Source organism: Burkholderia sp. 9775_39 (assembly GCF_015712225.1).
GTDB classification, from domain to species: domain Bacteria; phylum Pseudomonadota; class Gammaproteobacteria; order Burkholderiales; family Burkholderiaceae; genus Burkholderia; species Burkholderia cenocepacia.
This window is the reverse complement of the sequence record NZ_JACCQC010000025.1, coordinates 37811-51757: the sequence shown is the minus strand read 5'-3', so window position 1 is coordinate 51757 and position 13947 is coordinate 37811. Positions and strand designations below refer to the sequence as shown.

Annotated in this window: 17 protein-coding genes; 16 read left to right on the top strand and 1 reads right to left on the bottom strand. The window is 68.8% G+C overall.

Going from position 1 to position 13947, the window contains the following annotated elements:
• Positions 1 to 301 precede the first annotated feature (301 nt).
• The 8 genes from H0X90_RS27620 (at position 302) to groL (ending at position 5994) form a co-directional block, all read left to right on the top strand.
• Entirely contained in the window at positions 302 to 661 is a 360-nt protein-coding gene (locus H0X90_RS27620) for a hypothetical protein (protein WP_077190971.1), read from the top strand.
• Between the two features lie 27 nt (positions 662 to 688).
• Complete coding sequence (locus H0X90_RS27615) at positions 689 to 1204, top strand: sigma-70 family RNA polymerase sigma factor (RefSeq protein WP_006496678.1); 516 nt, start codon at positions 689 to 691, stop codon at positions 1202 to 1204.
• The gene (locus H0X90_RS27610) at positions 1201 to 1983 is read left to right on the top strand and encodes an anti-sigma factor (RefSeq protein ID WP_060213797.1); all 783 of its coding nucleotides are present in this window, start codon (positions 1201 to 1203) and stop codon (positions 1981 to 1983) included. Before H0X90_RS27615 ends, H0X90_RS27610 begins: the two co-directional genes overlap by 4 nt.
• 26 nt (positions 1984 to 2009) lie before the next feature.
• The gene (locus H0X90_RS27605; protein ID WP_077190970.1) at positions 2010 to 2432 is read left to right on the top strand and encodes a quinol oxidase; all 423 of its coding nucleotides are present in this window, start codon (positions 2010 to 2012) and stop codon (positions 2430 to 2432) included.
• Entirely contained in the window at positions 2429 to 3061 is a 633-nt protein-coding gene (locus H0X90_RS27600; protein WP_069352989.1) for a DUF1571 domain-containing protein, read from the top strand. Before H0X90_RS27605 ends, H0X90_RS27600 begins: the two co-directional genes overlap by 4 nt.
• A gap of 42 nt (positions 3062 to 3103) precedes the next feature.
• Positions 3104 to 3619 (top strand): SRPBCC family protein, encoded by a 516-nt coding sequence (locus H0X90_RS27595; protein ID WP_077190969.1) that lies wholly within the window; start codon positions 3104 to 3106, stop codon positions 3617 to 3619.
• 394 nt (positions 3620 to 4013) lie between these two features.
• Entirely contained in the window at positions 4014 to 4307 is a 294-nt protein-coding gene (gene groES / locus H0X90_RS27590; protein WP_004186661.1) for a co-chaperone GroES, read from the top strand.
• Positions 4308 to 4353: 46 nt separating this feature from the next.
• Positions 4354 to 5994, top strand: coding sequence for a chaperonin GroEL (gene groL, locus H0X90_RS27585; RefSeq protein ID WP_006485462.1), 1641 nt, complete (start codon positions 4354 to 4356; stop codon positions 5992 to 5994).
• A 190-nt stretch (positions 5995 to 6184) separates the two neighbouring features.
• Here the strand turns inward: groL and H0X90_RS27580 are convergent, their stop codons facing one another.
• Entirely contained in the window at positions 6185 to 7051 is an 867-nt protein-coding gene (locus H0X90_RS27580; RefSeq protein WP_012492910.1) for a hydroxymethylpyrimidine/phosphomethylpyrimidine kinase, read from the bottom strand.
• 255 nt (positions 7052 to 7306) lie between these two features.
• Between H0X90_RS27580 and H0X90_RS27575 the strand changes: the two genes are divergently transcribed.
• The 8 genes from H0X90_RS27575 to H0X90_RS27540 all read left to right on the top strand — a co-directional run bounded on the left by H0X90_RS27575 (position 7307) and on the right by H0X90_RS27540 (position 13922).
• Complete coding sequence (locus H0X90_RS27575) at positions 7307 to 7477, top strand: rubredoxin (RefSeq protein WP_004186709.1); 171 nt, start codon at positions 7307 to 7309, stop codon at positions 7475 to 7477.
• 104 nt (positions 7478 to 7581) lie between these two features.
• Positions 7582 to 8883 (top strand): hypothetical protein, encoded by a 1302-nt coding sequence (locus tag H0X90_RS27570; protein WP_058901972.1) that lies wholly within the window; start codon positions 7582 to 7584, stop codon positions 8881 to 8883.
• Positions 8884 to 9065: 182 nt separating this feature from the next.
• Positions 9066 to 9644, top strand: a complete 579-nt coding sequence (locus tag H0X90_RS27565; RefSeq protein ID WP_006491354.1) for a YqgE/AlgH family protein — start codon at positions 9066 to 9068, stop codon at positions 9642 to 9644.
• Entirely contained in the window at positions 9641 to 10090 is a 450-nt protein-coding gene (gene ruvX, locus H0X90_RS27560; protein ID WP_006476737.1) for a Holliday junction resolvase RuvX, read from the top strand. Before H0X90_RS27565 ends, ruvX begins: the two co-directional genes overlap by 4 nt.
• Positions 10077 to 10601 carry a bifunctional pyr operon transcriptional regulator/uracil phosphoribosyltransferase PyrR gene (pyrR, locus tag H0X90_RS27555; protein WP_006493013.1) on the top strand — a complete coding sequence of 175 codons (525 nt, stop codon included), beginning with the start codon at positions 10077 to 10079 and terminating at the stop codon, positions 10599 to 10601. Before ruvX ends, pyrR begins: the two co-directional genes overlap by 14 nt.
• Before the next feature lie 73 nt (positions 10602 to 10674).
• Positions 10675 to 11706 (top strand): aspartate carbamoyltransferase catalytic subunit, encoded by a 1032-nt coding sequence (locus H0X90_RS27550; protein ID WP_006476735.1) that lies wholly within the window; start codon positions 10675 to 10677, stop codon positions 11704 to 11706.
• A gap of 61 nt (positions 11707 to 11767) precedes the next feature.
• Positions 11768 to 13045: a dihydroorotase gene (locus H0X90_RS27545; RefSeq protein ID WP_006485101.1), complete on the top strand. Its 1278-nt coding sequence runs from the start codon at positions 11768 to 11770 to the stop codon at positions 13043 to 13045.
• 19 nt (positions 13046 to 13064) lie between these two features.
• The gene (locus tag H0X90_RS27540) at positions 13065 to 13922 is read left to right on the top strand and encodes a 1-acyl-sn-glycerol-3-phosphate acyltransferase (protein WP_006485105.1); all 858 of its coding nucleotides are present in this window, start codon (positions 13065 to 13067) and stop codon (positions 13920 to 13922) included.
• Positions 13923 to 13947 lie beyond the last annotated feature (25 nt).

The following is a 13947-nucleotide window of genomic DNA, read 5'->3' as shown; positions in this document are numbered from 1 at the left end:
TGCACGACGGCGCTGCATCGGCCGTCGTGCGAAACGGACGTGCAATACGGGCCGTGCGATACGGTCGCGCAACGCGGCATGACAGCGATGTCATGCCGCGTTGTCGTTTGCGGGCTCCCGCTTTCTTTCGTCGCATGAACGATCGTCGCCGCTCGTCGCGCTGCCGGATGGAATAACCGGCCGTCGCCGTCCGTTTACATACCGAGTTCCGGCACCGCCGGCCGGCGGGATAATGATCGCGACGCAGCCGATCGTTCCGTCCGGCGGCACCGTGTCGCGACACGACGCCAAGGAGAACGGAATGAAACGGATGATCTTCGCTGCCGCGCTGACGGCGGCGATCGTGCGGCCGGCGGCCGCCGAACCGCCACAGACCGGCGACGGGAAACTGGTCGACGAAGCGCACATGACGCTGTACGTATTCGATCGCGATGCGCCGGGCAAGAGCATGTGCGACGGCACGTGCGCGGCCAACTGGCCGCCCGCGCTCGCCGACGCGTACGACAAGGCGTCGGGCGCGCTGAGCCTCGTCGCCCGCGACGACGGCAAAAAGCAGTGGGCGTACCGCGGCCGCCCGCTGTATCGCTGGAAGATGGACCACAAGGCCGGGGACGCGGGCGGCGACGGAATCGGCGGCATGTGGCACGTCGCGCGGCCATGACCGCGCGGCGACGCGCGAGGCATCCCGATGAGCTATGAGTCGGACCTGCTGGTGTGGCTCCCGCATCTCACGCGCTATGCGCGTGCGCTGACGGGCGAGCGCGCATGGGCCGACGACCTCGTGCAGGACACGCTCGAGCGTGCGCTGAACCGGCCGCCGCGCGACGGCGGCCACCTGCGCGCATGGCTGCTGACGCTGTTGCGGCACCGCTTCATCGACCAGTTGCGCGCGCGGCACGAGATCGCGGTCGACGACGCGACGGCGCCGTGGCAGACGATGGCCGCGCCTGCGGGCGCGGTCGGCGGGCTGGAGTTGCGCGACGTGCAGCGCGCGCTGTACCGGCTGCCGGTCGAACAGCGCGAGGTGCTGCTGCTGGTCGCGCTCGAGGAGTTGAGCTATCGCGATGCCGCGCAGGTGCTCGGCGTGCCGGTCGGCACGGTGATGTCGCGGCTCGCACGGGCGCGCGCGCAGATGCGCGCATTGCTGTCGGACGCGCCGCCGGCGCACGGCACGGCCACGTTACGGGTGATCGGGAAGCCATGATGGACGATCCGCGCAAGCCTTCGAACCAGCAGGACGACGATGCGTCGGCGCAACTGCTGTCCGCGTTGCTGGACGGCGAATTGTCCGGGCACGAACGCCGCGAGATGCTCGAGCGCCTGCAGTCCGATCCGCAGGAAGCCGAACGATTTGCGCATTACCGTGCGCAGCGCGATGCGCTGAAGGCGCTGTTCCCGTTGCCGGGTGCCGCGCCCGCGTTGTTCGTGCAGCGCCGCGCGCCGCGCTGGCGCGCCGTCGCGCATGCATTCGCGGGGCTGGCGGCCGGCCTGCTGATCGGCGTCGCGCTGCATGCGGGCTGGGCGGCATTCGGCCGCGCACCGGCGTTCGCCGCGCGCGCCGATGTCGCGTACGCCGTGTACGCCGCCGACCGCGAGCATCCGGTGGAGGTGGGTGCGGCCGATCCCGCCCGTCTCGCCGCGTGGCTGTCGGCGCGCATCGGCCGGCCGGTGCGCGCGCCGTCGCTCGACGAATACGGTTACGCGCTGCTGGGCGGCCGGTTGCTGCCCGGCGACGCGGGGCCGGCCGCGCAGCTCATGTACCAGCGCGCGGACGGCGCGCGCGTGACGCTGTACATGACCGCATACGACGCGCGCCGCCTCGCGCCGCGGGCGATGTCGGCCGACGGTCGCTACACGTATTTCTGGTCGGATCGCGGCATGGGTTATGCGCTGTCCGGTCGCGGCGACGAACGGCGTCTGCGCGAACTCGCGATCGACGCATGCGGTGCGCTGGGCGGCCCGACCGACGCGTGGAAGGGATGACGCGCGGCGCCCGCAGGGAGCAGGCAATGAAGACGGCGACGATGAAGGGGCTCGTGCTGGCGGCGTGCGTCGCGGGCACGATGCTTGCGCGAGCGCAGGGCGATGCGCCGGTGCGCGTGCCGGTCGATGCCGATGGCGTGCAGCGGGTGACGATCGTCGGCGGCAGCTATTTCTTCCGGCCCAACGACGTGATCGTCCGCGCGCACGTGCCGGTCGAGCTGACCGTATCGGCCGAACCCGGCGTCGTGCCGCACAGCTTCGAGATCGACGCGCCGCCGCAGGCGGGCATCGCGGTGCATACCGAACTCGGCACGACGCCGAGAACGTTTCGTTTCACGCCGCAGCAGCCGGGGCGGTTCGCCTACTATTGCACGCACCGGCTGCTGTTTTTCGGCAGCCATCGCGCGCGCGGAATGGAAGGCGTGCTCGATGTCGAGGCGGCGCCATGATCGCCGCGTTGCTGGCCGCGAGCCTGATAGGAGCGAGCATGACAGCCGATCCCGTGGCCGTCGCGCAGGCGCATTTCGACCACGTGCGCTCGTACCGCGCGACGATCCGCTCGTCGGCGCGCGACGGCGAGCACACCGAAATCCGCTACGCGTACCTGAAACCGGGCTTCGTCCGGATGGATTTCGTGTCGCCGCATCGCGGCGCGGTGCTCGCGTACGATCCCGGCGACGGCAAGGTGCGGCTGCGCCCGTTCGGTACGCATGCGCCGCCCGCGCTGACGCTGTCGCCGTCCAATCCGCTCGTGCGCGACCGCACCGGCCACCGGGTCGACCGCTCGGACGTCGGCGAACTGCTGCGCAACGTGCATGCGCTGCAGCAGGGCGGCGCGACGGTGACCGAAGGCGAGGAGGCCGTCGGCGGCCGGACCGCGCTGCGCGTGCTGGTCACGGGCGCGCCCGCGCACGCGGTCGACGGCGTGCATCGCTACCGGCTGTGGCTCGACGCCGCGGACGGTTTTCCGCTGAAGGTCATCAGCTACGCGAACGATGACGACACGCCGCTCGAAACCGTGACGCTCGACGACGTGGAGATCGACGTCGCGTTTCCCGAGCGTTTCTTCGCGCCCTGACGGCGCGCCATCCGCGTTCCTGACGCGCATGCCGGAGGCTGCATGGCGGAGTATCGGTTTTCGACGACCTGGCGGGTGGACGCGCCGCTCGCGGCGGTCTGGGACGCGATCTACCAGGTCGACCGCTGGCCCGACTGGTGGAAGGGCGCCGTGCGTACCGTCGAGCTCGAGCCCGGCGACGCGCGCGGCGTCGGCGCGCTGCACCGGTATACCTGGAAGGGCGCGCTGCCGTACCGGCTGACCTTCGACATGCGCGTGCGGCGCGTCGAGCGGCCGTATGCGCTCGAAGGCCATGCGAGCGGCGCGATCGAGGGCGACGGCCGCTGGTCGTTCGTCGCCGACGGCGCGCGCACCGTCGTGCGCTACGACTGGCACATCCGCACGCACGCGCGCTGGATGAACTGGCTGGAACCGCTCGCGCGGCCGCTGTTCCGGTGGAATCACGACGTCGTGATGCGCGAAGGCGCGAAAGGGCTCGCACGGCGGCTCGGTGCGGCCGTCGAGACGGACGGCCGGACCTTTCGGCCGCTGTCGGGCGCGGACTGCGCCGATGCGTGAGGATCGGCCCGGCGAAGCCGACTGACGGACGCGTCGCGACGGACGAAATCGGCGTCCGCGCGGTTTTTTCGATGCGATGTCAGCGGTCTCGGGAACTCCGGGCTTACCCGGTGTCCAAACGGGGCTGGATGAGATGCGCGGGCCGCACGAGCCCGCCGGCGGAGCTGGATGTGTTCGGTTTGTCTTTGTTTTAAAAGGGTTTTTTGTCGCTTTTGTCTGTTTTCCCCGCTGCGCCGCCGCCCCGAAAATTCCTCCGGTTCTCCTTCTTGAATTTGTCAAAACCCGTCCATATAATTAGCACTCGCTGCACGAGAGTGCTAACAATTCTCTGCCGGGCGATGAGCCGGGCAGATTCCCTAAGCGTTCTTCAATCTCAGTCAAGAGAGGAGTGAATATGAACCTTCGTCCTTTGCACGATCGCGTGATCGTCAAGCGCCTGGATCAGGAAACCAAGACCGCCTCGGGCATCGTGATCCCCGACGCCGCTGCTGAAAAGCCGGATCAGGGCGAAGTCCTGGCCATCGGCCCGGGCAAGCGCGACGACAAGGGTGCGCCGATCGCGCTCGACGTGAAGGTCGGCGATCGCGTCCTGTTCGGCAAGTACGCAGGCCAGACCGTGAAGGTCGACGGCCAGGAACTGCTGGTCATGCGCGAAGAAGACATCATGGCCGTGGTCAACGCCAAGTAAGCGTCATCCGACGGTACATATTCCCAAGAATTCAAGGAGTTAGAAGATGGCAGCTAAAGACGTCGTATTCGGCGATTCCGCCCGTTCGAAGATGGTCGAAGGCGTGAACATTCTCGCCAACGCAGTCAAGGTCACGCTGGGTCCGAAGGGCCGCAACGTCGTGCTCGAGCGCAGCTTCGGCGGCCCGACGGTCACCAAGGACGGTGTGTCGGTCGCGAAGGAAATCGAGCTGAAGGACAAGCTCCAGAACATGGGCGCGCAAATGGTCAAGGAAGTCGCTTCCAAGACCAGCGACAACGCAGGCGACGGCACGACGACGGCAACCGTCCTCGCGCAATCGATCGTTCGCGAAGGCATGAAGTACGTCGCATCGGGCATGAACCCGATGGACCTGAAGCGCGGCATCGACAAGGCAGTCGCAGCGGCTGTCGAAGAGCTGAAGAAGATCAGCAAGCCGTGCACGACCAACAAGGAAATCGCACAGGTCGGCTCGATCTCGGCGAACAGCGATTCGTCGATCGGCGATCGCATCGCTGAAGCGATGGACAAGGTCGGCAAGGAAGGCGTCATCACCGTCGAAGACGGCAAGTCGCTGGCCGACGAACTCGACGTCGTCGAAGGCATGCAATTCGACCGCGGCTACCTGTCGCCGTACTTCATCAACAACCCGGACAAGCAAGTCGCCGTCCTCGACAACCCGTTCGTGCTGCTGCACGACAAGAAGGTGTCGAACATCCGTGATCTGCTGCCGGTGCTCGAGCAAGTCGCGAAGGCTGGCCGTCCGCTGCTGATCATCGCAGAAGACGTCGAAGGCGAAGCGCTCGCGACGCTGGTCGTCAACAACATCCGCGGCATCCTGAAGACCGTTGCGGTCAAGGCGCCGGGCTTCGGCGATCGTCGCAAGGCGATGCTGGAAGACATCGCGATCCTGACCGGCGGTCAAGTCATTGCGGAAGAAACCGGCCTGACGCTCGAGAAGGCAACGCTGGCAGAACTGGGCCAGGCGAAGCGCATCGAAGTGGGCAAGGAAAACACGACGATCATCGACGGCGCAGGCGAAGCTGCAAGCATCGAAGCACGCGTGAAGCAAGTGCGCGCGCAAATCGAGGAAGCGACGTCGGACTACGACCGTGAAAAGCTGCAAGAGCGCGTGGCCAAGCTGGCAGGCGGCGTTGCAGTGATCAAGGTCGGTGCTGCGACCGAAGTCGAAATGAAGGAAAAGAAGGCACGTGTCGAAGACGCACTGCACGCAACCCGCGCAGCTGTGGAAGAGGGCATCGTGGCCGGTGGCGGCGTTGCGCTGATCCGTGCACGCACCGCGATCGCAGGCCTGACCGGCGCGAACGCCGACCAGAACGCCGGCATCAAGATCGTGCTGCGCGCGATGGAAGAGCCGCTGCGCCAGATCGTCACGAACGGTGGCGAAGAAGCGAGCGTCGTGGTGGCGGCAGTTGCAGCAGGCAAGGGCAACTACGGCTACAACGCAGCAACGGGCGAGTACGTCGACATGGTGGAAGCCGGCGTCGTCGACCCGACCAAGGTCACGCGTACCGCGCTGCAGAACGCAGCTTCGGTGGCAGGCCTGCTGCTGACGACCGACGCAGCTGTCGCAGAACTGCCGAAGGAAGACGCACCGATGCCGGGCGGCATGCCGGGCGGCATGGGCGGCATGGGCATGGACATGTAATCGACTTCGGTCGACGGTGCCCGGGACGCGCAGCGATGCGCGTTCCAGCCAAAAGAAAAGACCCGCAGCGATGCGGGTCTTTTTTTATGTGCGCGCGGTTTTCGATGCGTACGCGAGGCGGCCGGATACGCCACGCCTCAAAGCGTCGAGGCGCGGCATGCGACGGCGGGGTCTGCCCGCCGCGCGCGACTCAATGCCGGTGCGACGTCCTCGGCGCCGGGTCGGCCTTCACGGCCGGCGGCGTATCCGAATCGTCGTTGCTGCGCGCCCAGAAGAACCGGTCGGGCAGGTACGCGCCCATGCCGGGCCGGAACGCGTCGCGCACGGCCTGGTACAGGTATTCCTGCGCCTCGCGCACGGCTTCGGGCGGCTCCTGGCCGTTCGCGAGCAGCGCCGCGATGGCCGCGCCGAGCGTGTCGGTGATGCCCATCAGCCGGTGCGGCGAGCGATCCCACATGTCTTCGCGCAGCTGGCCTTCTTCGCCGTACAGCGTATTGACGAGCCGGTGCGAGCCGGTTTCCGACGACAGGATGTATTCGCAGCCCTGCGACAGCAGGTGCGACACGGCCGCGTCGAGATTCGGCGCTTCGGCATCGCCGTCCGGCTGGGCGAGCGCGATCAGCGTCGCGTGGTCGGCGACCAGCAGGGTGGTTTGCGGCGCCAGCAGGTCGGCGATCGATTCGCGCAGGTCGTCGGCGGCGAGCACGTGCTCGTCGTCGAGCGTGAAGTCCGGGGCGAGCACGAGCGGCACGCCGTCGTAGTCGGCGACGACTTCGGCGATCGCGCTCACGACTTCCGCACGCGTCGCCGCGCCGATCTTGAACGCGGCAACCGGCATGTCTTCGAGCAGCATGCGCGCCTGCGCGGCGACGACGTCGGGATCGAGGCCCGTGACTTCATCGCAGGCGGCCGAGTCGCGCACGGTATAGCCGGTCAGGACGGACACGCCGTGACAGCCCATGCTCGCCAGGGTCATCAGATCGGCTTGGAGGCCGGAGCCGCCGGTGGGATCGGACAGGCCGAAGGTGAGGACGATCGGAGGGGCGTTGCTGGACATGTAAAAATGGGGCAAGAGAAAAACGGACAAGCGACGGAAATGCGGACGGCGAGGCGAATGGGCTTTTTTTGCCCTGTGTTGCCCGGCAGGCCGCACTTTTCAACCATTATGCGGTGGAATCCGGCCGGTACGACGGAATTTTTAGCGCAGCGCAACGTAGTTGCCGTCCTCCAGCGCGATTGCTAGGCAGTCCGGCCCCGACACGGTACCATCATGGCTCCCGAATTTACCGACTTTTCCCCGACGCGGCTTAAGATGGAATACAAGAGTTGGATGTGCCTGATTTGTGGCTGGATTTACGACGAAGAAGCCGGGCTGCCGGAAGAGGGCATCGCCCCGGGCACGCGCTGGGAAGACGTCCCGATCAATTGGACGTGTCCCGAATGCGGCGCCCGCAAGGAAGACTTCGAGATGGTCCAGATCTGACCGGGCCGCTGGCCCACGGACACTCCGCTCAGGCCTCGCACCGGCCCGGCGCTCGCGCGCCGCGGTTCGCGCGAGCGACTTGACGATGACAGGCGCGCGTGTCCATGACGTCCGATCCGGCGAACGTTCCCCACCCTGACGCATTGCCCAACCCGCGTGGCGGAGCCGTGCGCGCGGCCGACGCGTGGCTGGCGGCGGCCGCCGACGCATTCGAGCGGCGCGATGACGCAGCGGCGCCGCTTTCCGCGGCCGCGGCCGTGCTGGCGGAAGCCGGCTGGTTGCCGGCCGCACGGTTTGCCGGGCAACTGTCGGCCGCCGTGCCGCTCGTCGCCACCGAGCCGACCTCGGCCGGCTGGCGTGCCGCGCTGCGCGATTTTCGTGCGGCCGTCGGACGCCACAACCTGCGCGAGCTCGCGTGCTCGCCCGTTCTCTTCGAGCATTTCCGTGCGTTGCGCGCGCAAAGCGCCGCCGACCTGCGCACGCACACGCCGCCGGATGCGCTCGCGCTGGTCGGTCGCGCGGTGCCGCCTGCCACGCTGCGCGCGTTGCCCGGCGCATTCGCGCCCCGGATTCGCGCCCGTTACGAGCAGGCGCTGCTCGGCGTACTGCGGGCCGAACACGGCGCCCCGGGCGCCGCACTCGACGAACTCGACGCGCTGCTCGCCGCGCTCACCGACGACGGGCCGTACGATTTCTGGCGGCTCGCGGCCGCGTGTACGCGCGCGCTGCGCGCAAGCGGCGCGCCGGAGCTGAAGCGCTTTCTCGCGCGGACCAACCTGCTGCTCGGCGAACACGCGCAGGGCCGACGCAGCGCGCCGCCCGAATTGGTGCGCGAGACGGTGGCGCTGCTGTGGCGCGATTTCGCGCTGTTCGGCGCCGCGGCCGAGGACGTCGCGCTCGTCGACGTATTGCACGACTACGGATTGACGGTCGACTGGCACGTCGCCGGCACGCCCGCGTCCGAAGCGTTGTGGGAGGCCGATGCCGCGCGGGCCGAGCGCGATGCGGTCGCGGCCGCGCCCACTCGCGCGCTCGGCGTCGTGACCGTCAACGCGCATGCCTATGAGGATTTCCTGCAGACCGCCGATGCGTCGATGGCCGATCTGGCGGCCGACCCGGCCACGGCCGACGCCGGCGCCGCGTGGCACGCGTCCGGCGCGGCCTATCGGGTCGGCACGGCCGCATGCGCGCTCGGGCTCGGCCACGCGGCGCTGCTCGCCGACACGCTCGGCCTGGCGTGGCGCCGCGCGGCGCACGGCGTGCCGCTCGCCGACGGCGGCCTCGACGCGCACCGCCACGCGTCCGACATGCTGCGCGCGGCGCTCCTGAAGATCGCGGCCGGGGTCGCGCCGCCGGATCTCACCGCGGCGTCCGCAGCGCTCGGTACGGCGCTCGGCCGGAGCTGACGAACAAGGGGACGGACACGCGACGGCGGCCCTTGTCGCGCGGGCCTGCAACACGCTGCCGACAGCGCCCGCGCGCGTGTTAGAGTGCCGTGTGATCCGCGCGCGCCGTTGCCAGCGTGGCGCGGCGTTGCTTGTTGATCGCGGCCCGGTCAGGTCGCGGCGTCTTTGCTAAAATTCAAACCATGTCAAAGCCTTCCGATCGCATCAATCTCACCAACCAGTTCCTGATCGCCATGCCCAACATGGCCGATCCGACGTTCTCGGGAACGGTGGTCTATCTTTGCGATCACAGCGAGCGCGGTGCGCTCGGCCTCGTCATCAATCGTCCTACCGACATCGACCTCGAATCGCTGTTCAACCGCATCGACCTGAAGCTCGACATCGAGCCGCTGCTGCACATTCCCGTGTACTTCGGCGGCCCGGTCCAGACCGAGCGCGGCTTCGTGCTGCACGAGCCGGTCGAGGGCGCGAGCTACAACTCGTCGATGTCCGTCGACGGCGGGCTCGAGATGACGACGTCGAAGGACGTGCTCGAGGCGGTCGCGACGGGCACCGGCCCGAAGCGCTTCCTGCTGACGCTCGGCCATGCAGGCTGGGGGGCAGGGCAGCTCGAGGAAGAAATTTCCCGCAACGGCTGGCTGACGGTCGCCGCCGATCCGCGCATCGTGTTCGACACGCCGGCCGAAGAGCGCTTCGAAGCCGCGCTCGGCCTGCTCGGCGTCAGCTCGTCGATGCTGTCCGGCGAAGCAGGGCACGCATGAGTGGCGCGAGCGCGCGCGATGCGACGCTCCTGGCGTTCGACTACGGCGAAAAACGGATCGGCGTCGCGATCGGCAACGCACTGACGCGCTCGGCCCGCGCGCTCGTCGTGATCCAGAATTTGAACCGCGAGCACCGCTTCAAGGCGGTCGGCGACCTGCTGGCCGAATGGCGGCCGGACGCGCTCGTCGTGGGCCTGCCGATGCATCCGGACGGCACGCCGCACGACATGACGCAGCAGGCGAAGCGCTTCGGCAACCAGCTGAACGGCCGCTTCGGGCTGCCCGTCACGTGGGTCGACGAGCGCTATTCGTCGGTCGAGGCCGAGGCCGGACTGCGCGAGCGCAACGTGCGCGGCCGCGCACGCACCGACATGCTCGATGCCGAAGCCGCGCGCGTCATCCTTCAACAGTATCTCGATCAATTGTCCGACCATGAGCACCATTGACGCCGAGGCGCTTTACCGCGTCCTGCTCGACCAGATCCGCGCCGCGTACGGCACGACGTTCGCCGCACCGGGCGGCCCGCGGCTCGCCGGCATTCACAGCGGCGGCGCATGGCTCGCCGAGCGCCTCGCACGCGATCTCGGCGCACCGGCGTTCGGCGTCGTCAACGTCGCGCTGCATCGCGACGACTACGCGAAGAAGGGGCTGCACAGCCAGGCCAGCCCGACGTCGCTGCCGTTCGAGATCGACGGCGCGCGCATCGTGCTCGTCGACGACGTGCTGTACACCGGGCGCACCGTGCGCGCGGCGCTCAACGAGCTGTTCGACTACGGCCGTCCGGCCGCGGTCGAGCTCGCGGTGCTGGCCGATCGCGGCGGTCGCGAGCTGCCGGTCGCTGCGCGCTTCGCGGGCGGCGCGCTCGACGTGCCGGCTGACGCGACGCTCGTGCTCGCGCGCGACGATGCGCGATTCACGCTGCGTATCGAGGCCCAGAGCGAGTCGCACGGCGCCTGAACGACACGCGAACCGTATCCCGGGCCGCTGGTTTGCACCGCGGCCCGTTTGCATAGTTGGAATCACGCACACCATGACCACCGACACCACTGGCCGCACCGGCAATCCCGCGGCGGCCGCGAGCCCCGACCGGTTTCGCTACGGGTTCCTGAAGGGCAACCCGCAGCTCACGAAAAACGGCGAGCTGAAGCATCTGCTGTCGATCGAGGGCCTGCCGCGCTCGATCGTCAATCACATCCTCGATACGGCCGAGCAGTTCGTCAGCGTGACGGACCGCGAGGTGAAGAAGGTGCCGCTGCTGCGCGGCAAGTCCGTGTTCAACCTGTTCTTCGAGAACTCGACGCGTACGCGCACGACCTTCGAGATCGCCGCGACGCGCCTGTCGGCCGACGTGCTGAACCTGAACATCAACGCGTCGTCGACGAGCAAGGGCGAATCGCTGCTCGACACGATCAACAACCTGTCGGCGATGCATGCCGACCTGTTCGTCGTGCGCCACGCATCGAGCGGCGCGCCGTACCTGATCGCCGAGCACTGCGCGCCGCACGTGCACGTGATCAACGCGGGCGACGGCCGCCACGCGCACCCGACGCAGGGCCTGCTCGACATGTACACGATCCGTCACTACAAGCGCGACTTCACGAAGCTGCGCGTGGCGATCGTCGGCGACATCCTGCATTCGCGCGTCGCGCGCTCCGACATCCACGCGCTGACCACGCTCGGCGTGCCGGAAGTGCGCGCGATCGGCCCGCGCACGCTGCTGCCGGGCGGCCTCGAACAGATGGGCGTGAAGGTGTTCCACAACCTCGACGAGGGGCTGAAGGGCGTCGACGTGATCATCATGCTGCGCCTGCAGAACGAACGGATGAGCGGCGCGCTGCTGCCGTCCGCGCAGGAGTATTTCAAGACGTGGGGCCTGACGCCCGAGCGCCTCGCGCTCGCCGCGCCCGACGCGATCGTGATGCACCCGGGGCCGATGAACCGCGGCGTCGAGATCGATTCGCAGGTCGCCGACGGGCCGCAGTCGGTGATCCTCAACCAGGTCACGTTCGGCATCGCGGTGCGGATGGCGGTGATGGGCATCGTCGCCGGCAACAGCGACTGAGCCCGCTTTCGCGCCTCCTCGTTCAGGCATTCAACGCAATCAACGCATTCACAGACAGCGCATGAAGATTCATATCAAAGGCGGCACGCTGATCGACCCGGTCGCCGGTACCGAAGGGCAGGCCGACGTATTCGTCGCGGACGGCAAGATCGCCGCGCTGGGCAGCGCGCCCGCCGGTTTCAACGCGGACAAGACGATCGACGCGTCGGGCCTGGTCGTCGCGCCCGGCCTCGTCGACCTGTGCGCGCGGCTGCGCGAGCCCGGCTACGAACACAAGGCGACGCTCGCGTCCGAGATGGCCGCGGCCGTCGCGGGCGGCGTCACGACCCTCGTGTGCCCGCCGGACACCGATCCCGTGCTCGACGAGCCGGGCCTCGTCGAAATGCTCAAGTTCCGTGCGCGCAACCTCCACCAGGCGAACGTGCATCCGCTCGGCGCGCTGACGGTCGGCCTCAAGGGCGAGGTGATCACCGAGATGGTCGCGCTGACGGAATCCGGCTGTGTCGGCTTCACGCACGCCAACGTGCCGGTGCGCGACACGCAGGTGCTGCTGCGCGCGCTGCAGTACGCGAGCACCTATGGCTACACGACGTGGCTGCGTCCGCTCGACGCGTTCATCGGCCGCGGCGGCGTGGCCGCGAGCGGCGCGCTTGCGTCGCGGCTCGGGCTGTCCGGCGTGCCGGTCGCGGCCGAGACGATCGCGCTGCACACCATTTTCGAACTGATGCGCGTGACGGGCGCACGCGTGCACCTCGCGCGGCTGTCGTCGGCGGCCGGCCTCGCGCTCGTGCGCGCGGCGAAGGCGGAAGGGCTGCCCGTGACCTGCGACGTCGGCGTGAACCACGTCCACCTGATCGACGTCGACATCGGCTACTTCGATTCGCAGTTCCGGCTCGACCCGCCGCTGCGCAGCGAGCGCGACCGCGAAGCGATCCGCGTGGCGCTCGCCGACGGCACGATCGACGCGATCTGCTCGGATCACACGCCGGTCGACGACGACGAGAAGCTGCTGCCGTTCGGCGAAGCGACGCCGGGCGCGACGGGGCTCGAACTGCTGCTGTCGCTGACGCTGAAGTGGGCGGACGAGACGCGCACGCCGCTCGCGCAGGCGCTGCGCCGCATCACGTCCGCGCCGGCCGACGTGCTGCAACTGCCGGCGGGCCGCCTCGCCGAAGGCGGCGCGGCCGACCTGTGCGTGTTCGATCCGCGCGCGCACTGGCGCGTCGAGCCGCGTGCGCTGAAGAGCCAGGGCCACAACTCGCCGTTCCTCGGCTACGAACTGCCGGCCACCGTGCGTACCACGCTCGTGGCCGGGCAGGTCGCGTTCGAGCGCCACTGAACCTCGCCGGATCTTCGCCATGATCGCCTTTCGCAAGCTGCGTCTCGTCTTTCACCTGTTGCGCGGCATGGTGATCGTCGCGCTGCGTTTTTCGCATGTCACGCCCGCGCGCCGCGCCGAGATGACGCGCCGCTGGTCGATCAAGATGCTGCGGATCTGCGGGATGCGCCTCGTCGTCCACAACGACGGCGCGCGGCTCGACGCGAGCGCGCTCGTCGTCGGCAACCACGTGTCGTGGCTCGACATCTACGCGGTCAACGCGTGGCGGCCGACGCCGTTCGTGTCGAAGGCCGAGGTGCGGCAATGGCCGGTCGTCGGCTGGCTCGCCGAGAAGCTCGACACCGTGTTCCTGCAGCGCGAGAAGCGCACCGAGGCGATGCGGATCATGCACGAGATGGCCGAGCGCCTGCGCACCGGCGGGCTGATGTGCGTGTTTCCGGAAGGGACGACGTCCGATGGCCAGGAACTGCTGCCGTTCCATGCGAACCTGTTCCAGGCCGCGGTCTCGGCCGGCTGCGCGGTGCAGCCGATCTGCCTGATGTACGAGGACGCGAGCGGGCGACAGTCGGTCGCGCCGGCCTACACGGGCGACCTGTCGCTCGGCAAGTCGCTCGACATGGTGCTGCGCGGTGGCCCGCTCGTCGCGCATCTGTACGTGTGCGAACCGATCGCGCCGGGTGGCGACCGGCGCGCGACGTCCGCAGCGGCGCGCGACGCGATCGCCGCTGCACTGGCGACGCTGCAGGAGAAGGTCGGCAAGCCGACGGCCGAATCGCTCGCCGAATTGCAGAAGCATGCGTATCCGGCGACCGAGCTCGGTGCCGGTGCGGCGGGCGAGGCGACGACCGACGCGCCCGTGCCGGGGCGCGAGGGCTGACGCGCCGCCCGGCCGGGGCCGGCCA

Bases quoted from the DNA above. Each gene is read 5' to 3' on its own strand.
- H0X90_RS27620 (WP_077190971.1), top strand. From the start codon at position 302: ATGAAACGGATGATCTTCGCTGCCGCGCTGACGGCGGCGATCGTGCGG.
- H0X90_RS27615 (WP_006496678.1), top strand. From the start codon at position 689: ATGAGCTATGAGTCGGACCTGCTGGTGTGGCTCCCGCATCTCACGCGC.
- H0X90_RS27610 (WP_060213797.1), top strand. From the start codon at position 1,201: ATGATGGACGATCCGCGCAAGCCTTCGAACCAGCAGGACGACGATGCG.
- H0X90_RS27605 (WP_077190970.1), top strand. From the start codon at position 2,010: ATGAAGACGGCGACGATGAAGGGGCTCGTGCTGGCGGCGTGCGTCGCG.
- H0X90_RS27600 (WP_069352989.1), top strand. From the start codon at position 2,429: ATGATCGCCGCGTTGCTGGCCGCGAGCCTGATAGGAGCGAGCATGACA.
- H0X90_RS27595 (WP_077190969.1), top strand. From the start codon at position 3,104: ATGGCGGAGTATCGGTTTTCGACGACCTGGCGGGTGGACGCGCCGCTC.
- groES (WP_004186661.1), top strand. From the start codon at position 4,014: ATGAACCTTCGTCCTTTGCACGATCGCGTGATCGTCAAGCGCCTGGAT.
- groL (WP_006485462.1), top strand. From the start codon at position 4,354: ATGGCAGCTAAAGACGTCGTATTCGGCGATTCCGCCCGTTCGAAGATG.
- H0X90_RS27580 (WP_012492910.1), bottom strand. From the start codon at position 7,051: ATGTCCAGCAACGCCCCTCCGATCGTCCTCACCTTCGGCCTGTCCGAT.
- H0X90_RS27575 (WP_004186709.1), top strand. From the start codon at position 7,307: ATGGAATACAAGAGTTGGATGTGCCTGATTTGTGGCTGGATTTACGAC.
- H0X90_RS27570 (WP_058901972.1), top strand. From the start codon at position 7,582: ATGACGTCCGATCCGGCGAACGTTCCCCACCCTGACGCATTGCCCAAC.
- H0X90_RS27565 (WP_006491354.1), top strand. From the start codon at position 9,066: ATGTCAAAGCCTTCCGATCGCATCAATCTCACCAACCAGTTCCTGATC.
- ruvX (WP_006476737.1), top strand. From the start codon at position 9,641: ATGAGTGGCGCGAGCGCGCGCGATGCGACGCTCCTGGCGTTCGACTAC.
- pyrR (WP_006493013.1), top strand. From the start codon at position 10,077: ATGAGCACCATTGACGCCGAGGCGCTTTACCGCGTCCTGCTCGACCAG.
- H0X90_RS27550 (WP_006476735.1), top strand. From the start codon at position 10,675: ATGACCACCGACACCACTGGCCGCACCGGCAATCCCGCGGCGGCCGCG.
- H0X90_RS27545 (WP_006485101.1), top strand. From the start codon at position 11,768: ATGAAGATTCATATCAAAGGCGGCACGCTGATCGACCCGGTCGCCGGT.
- H0X90_RS27540 (WP_006485105.1), top strand. From the start codon at position 13,065: ATGATCGCCTTTCGCAAGCTGCGTCTCGTCTTTCACCTGTTGCGCGGC.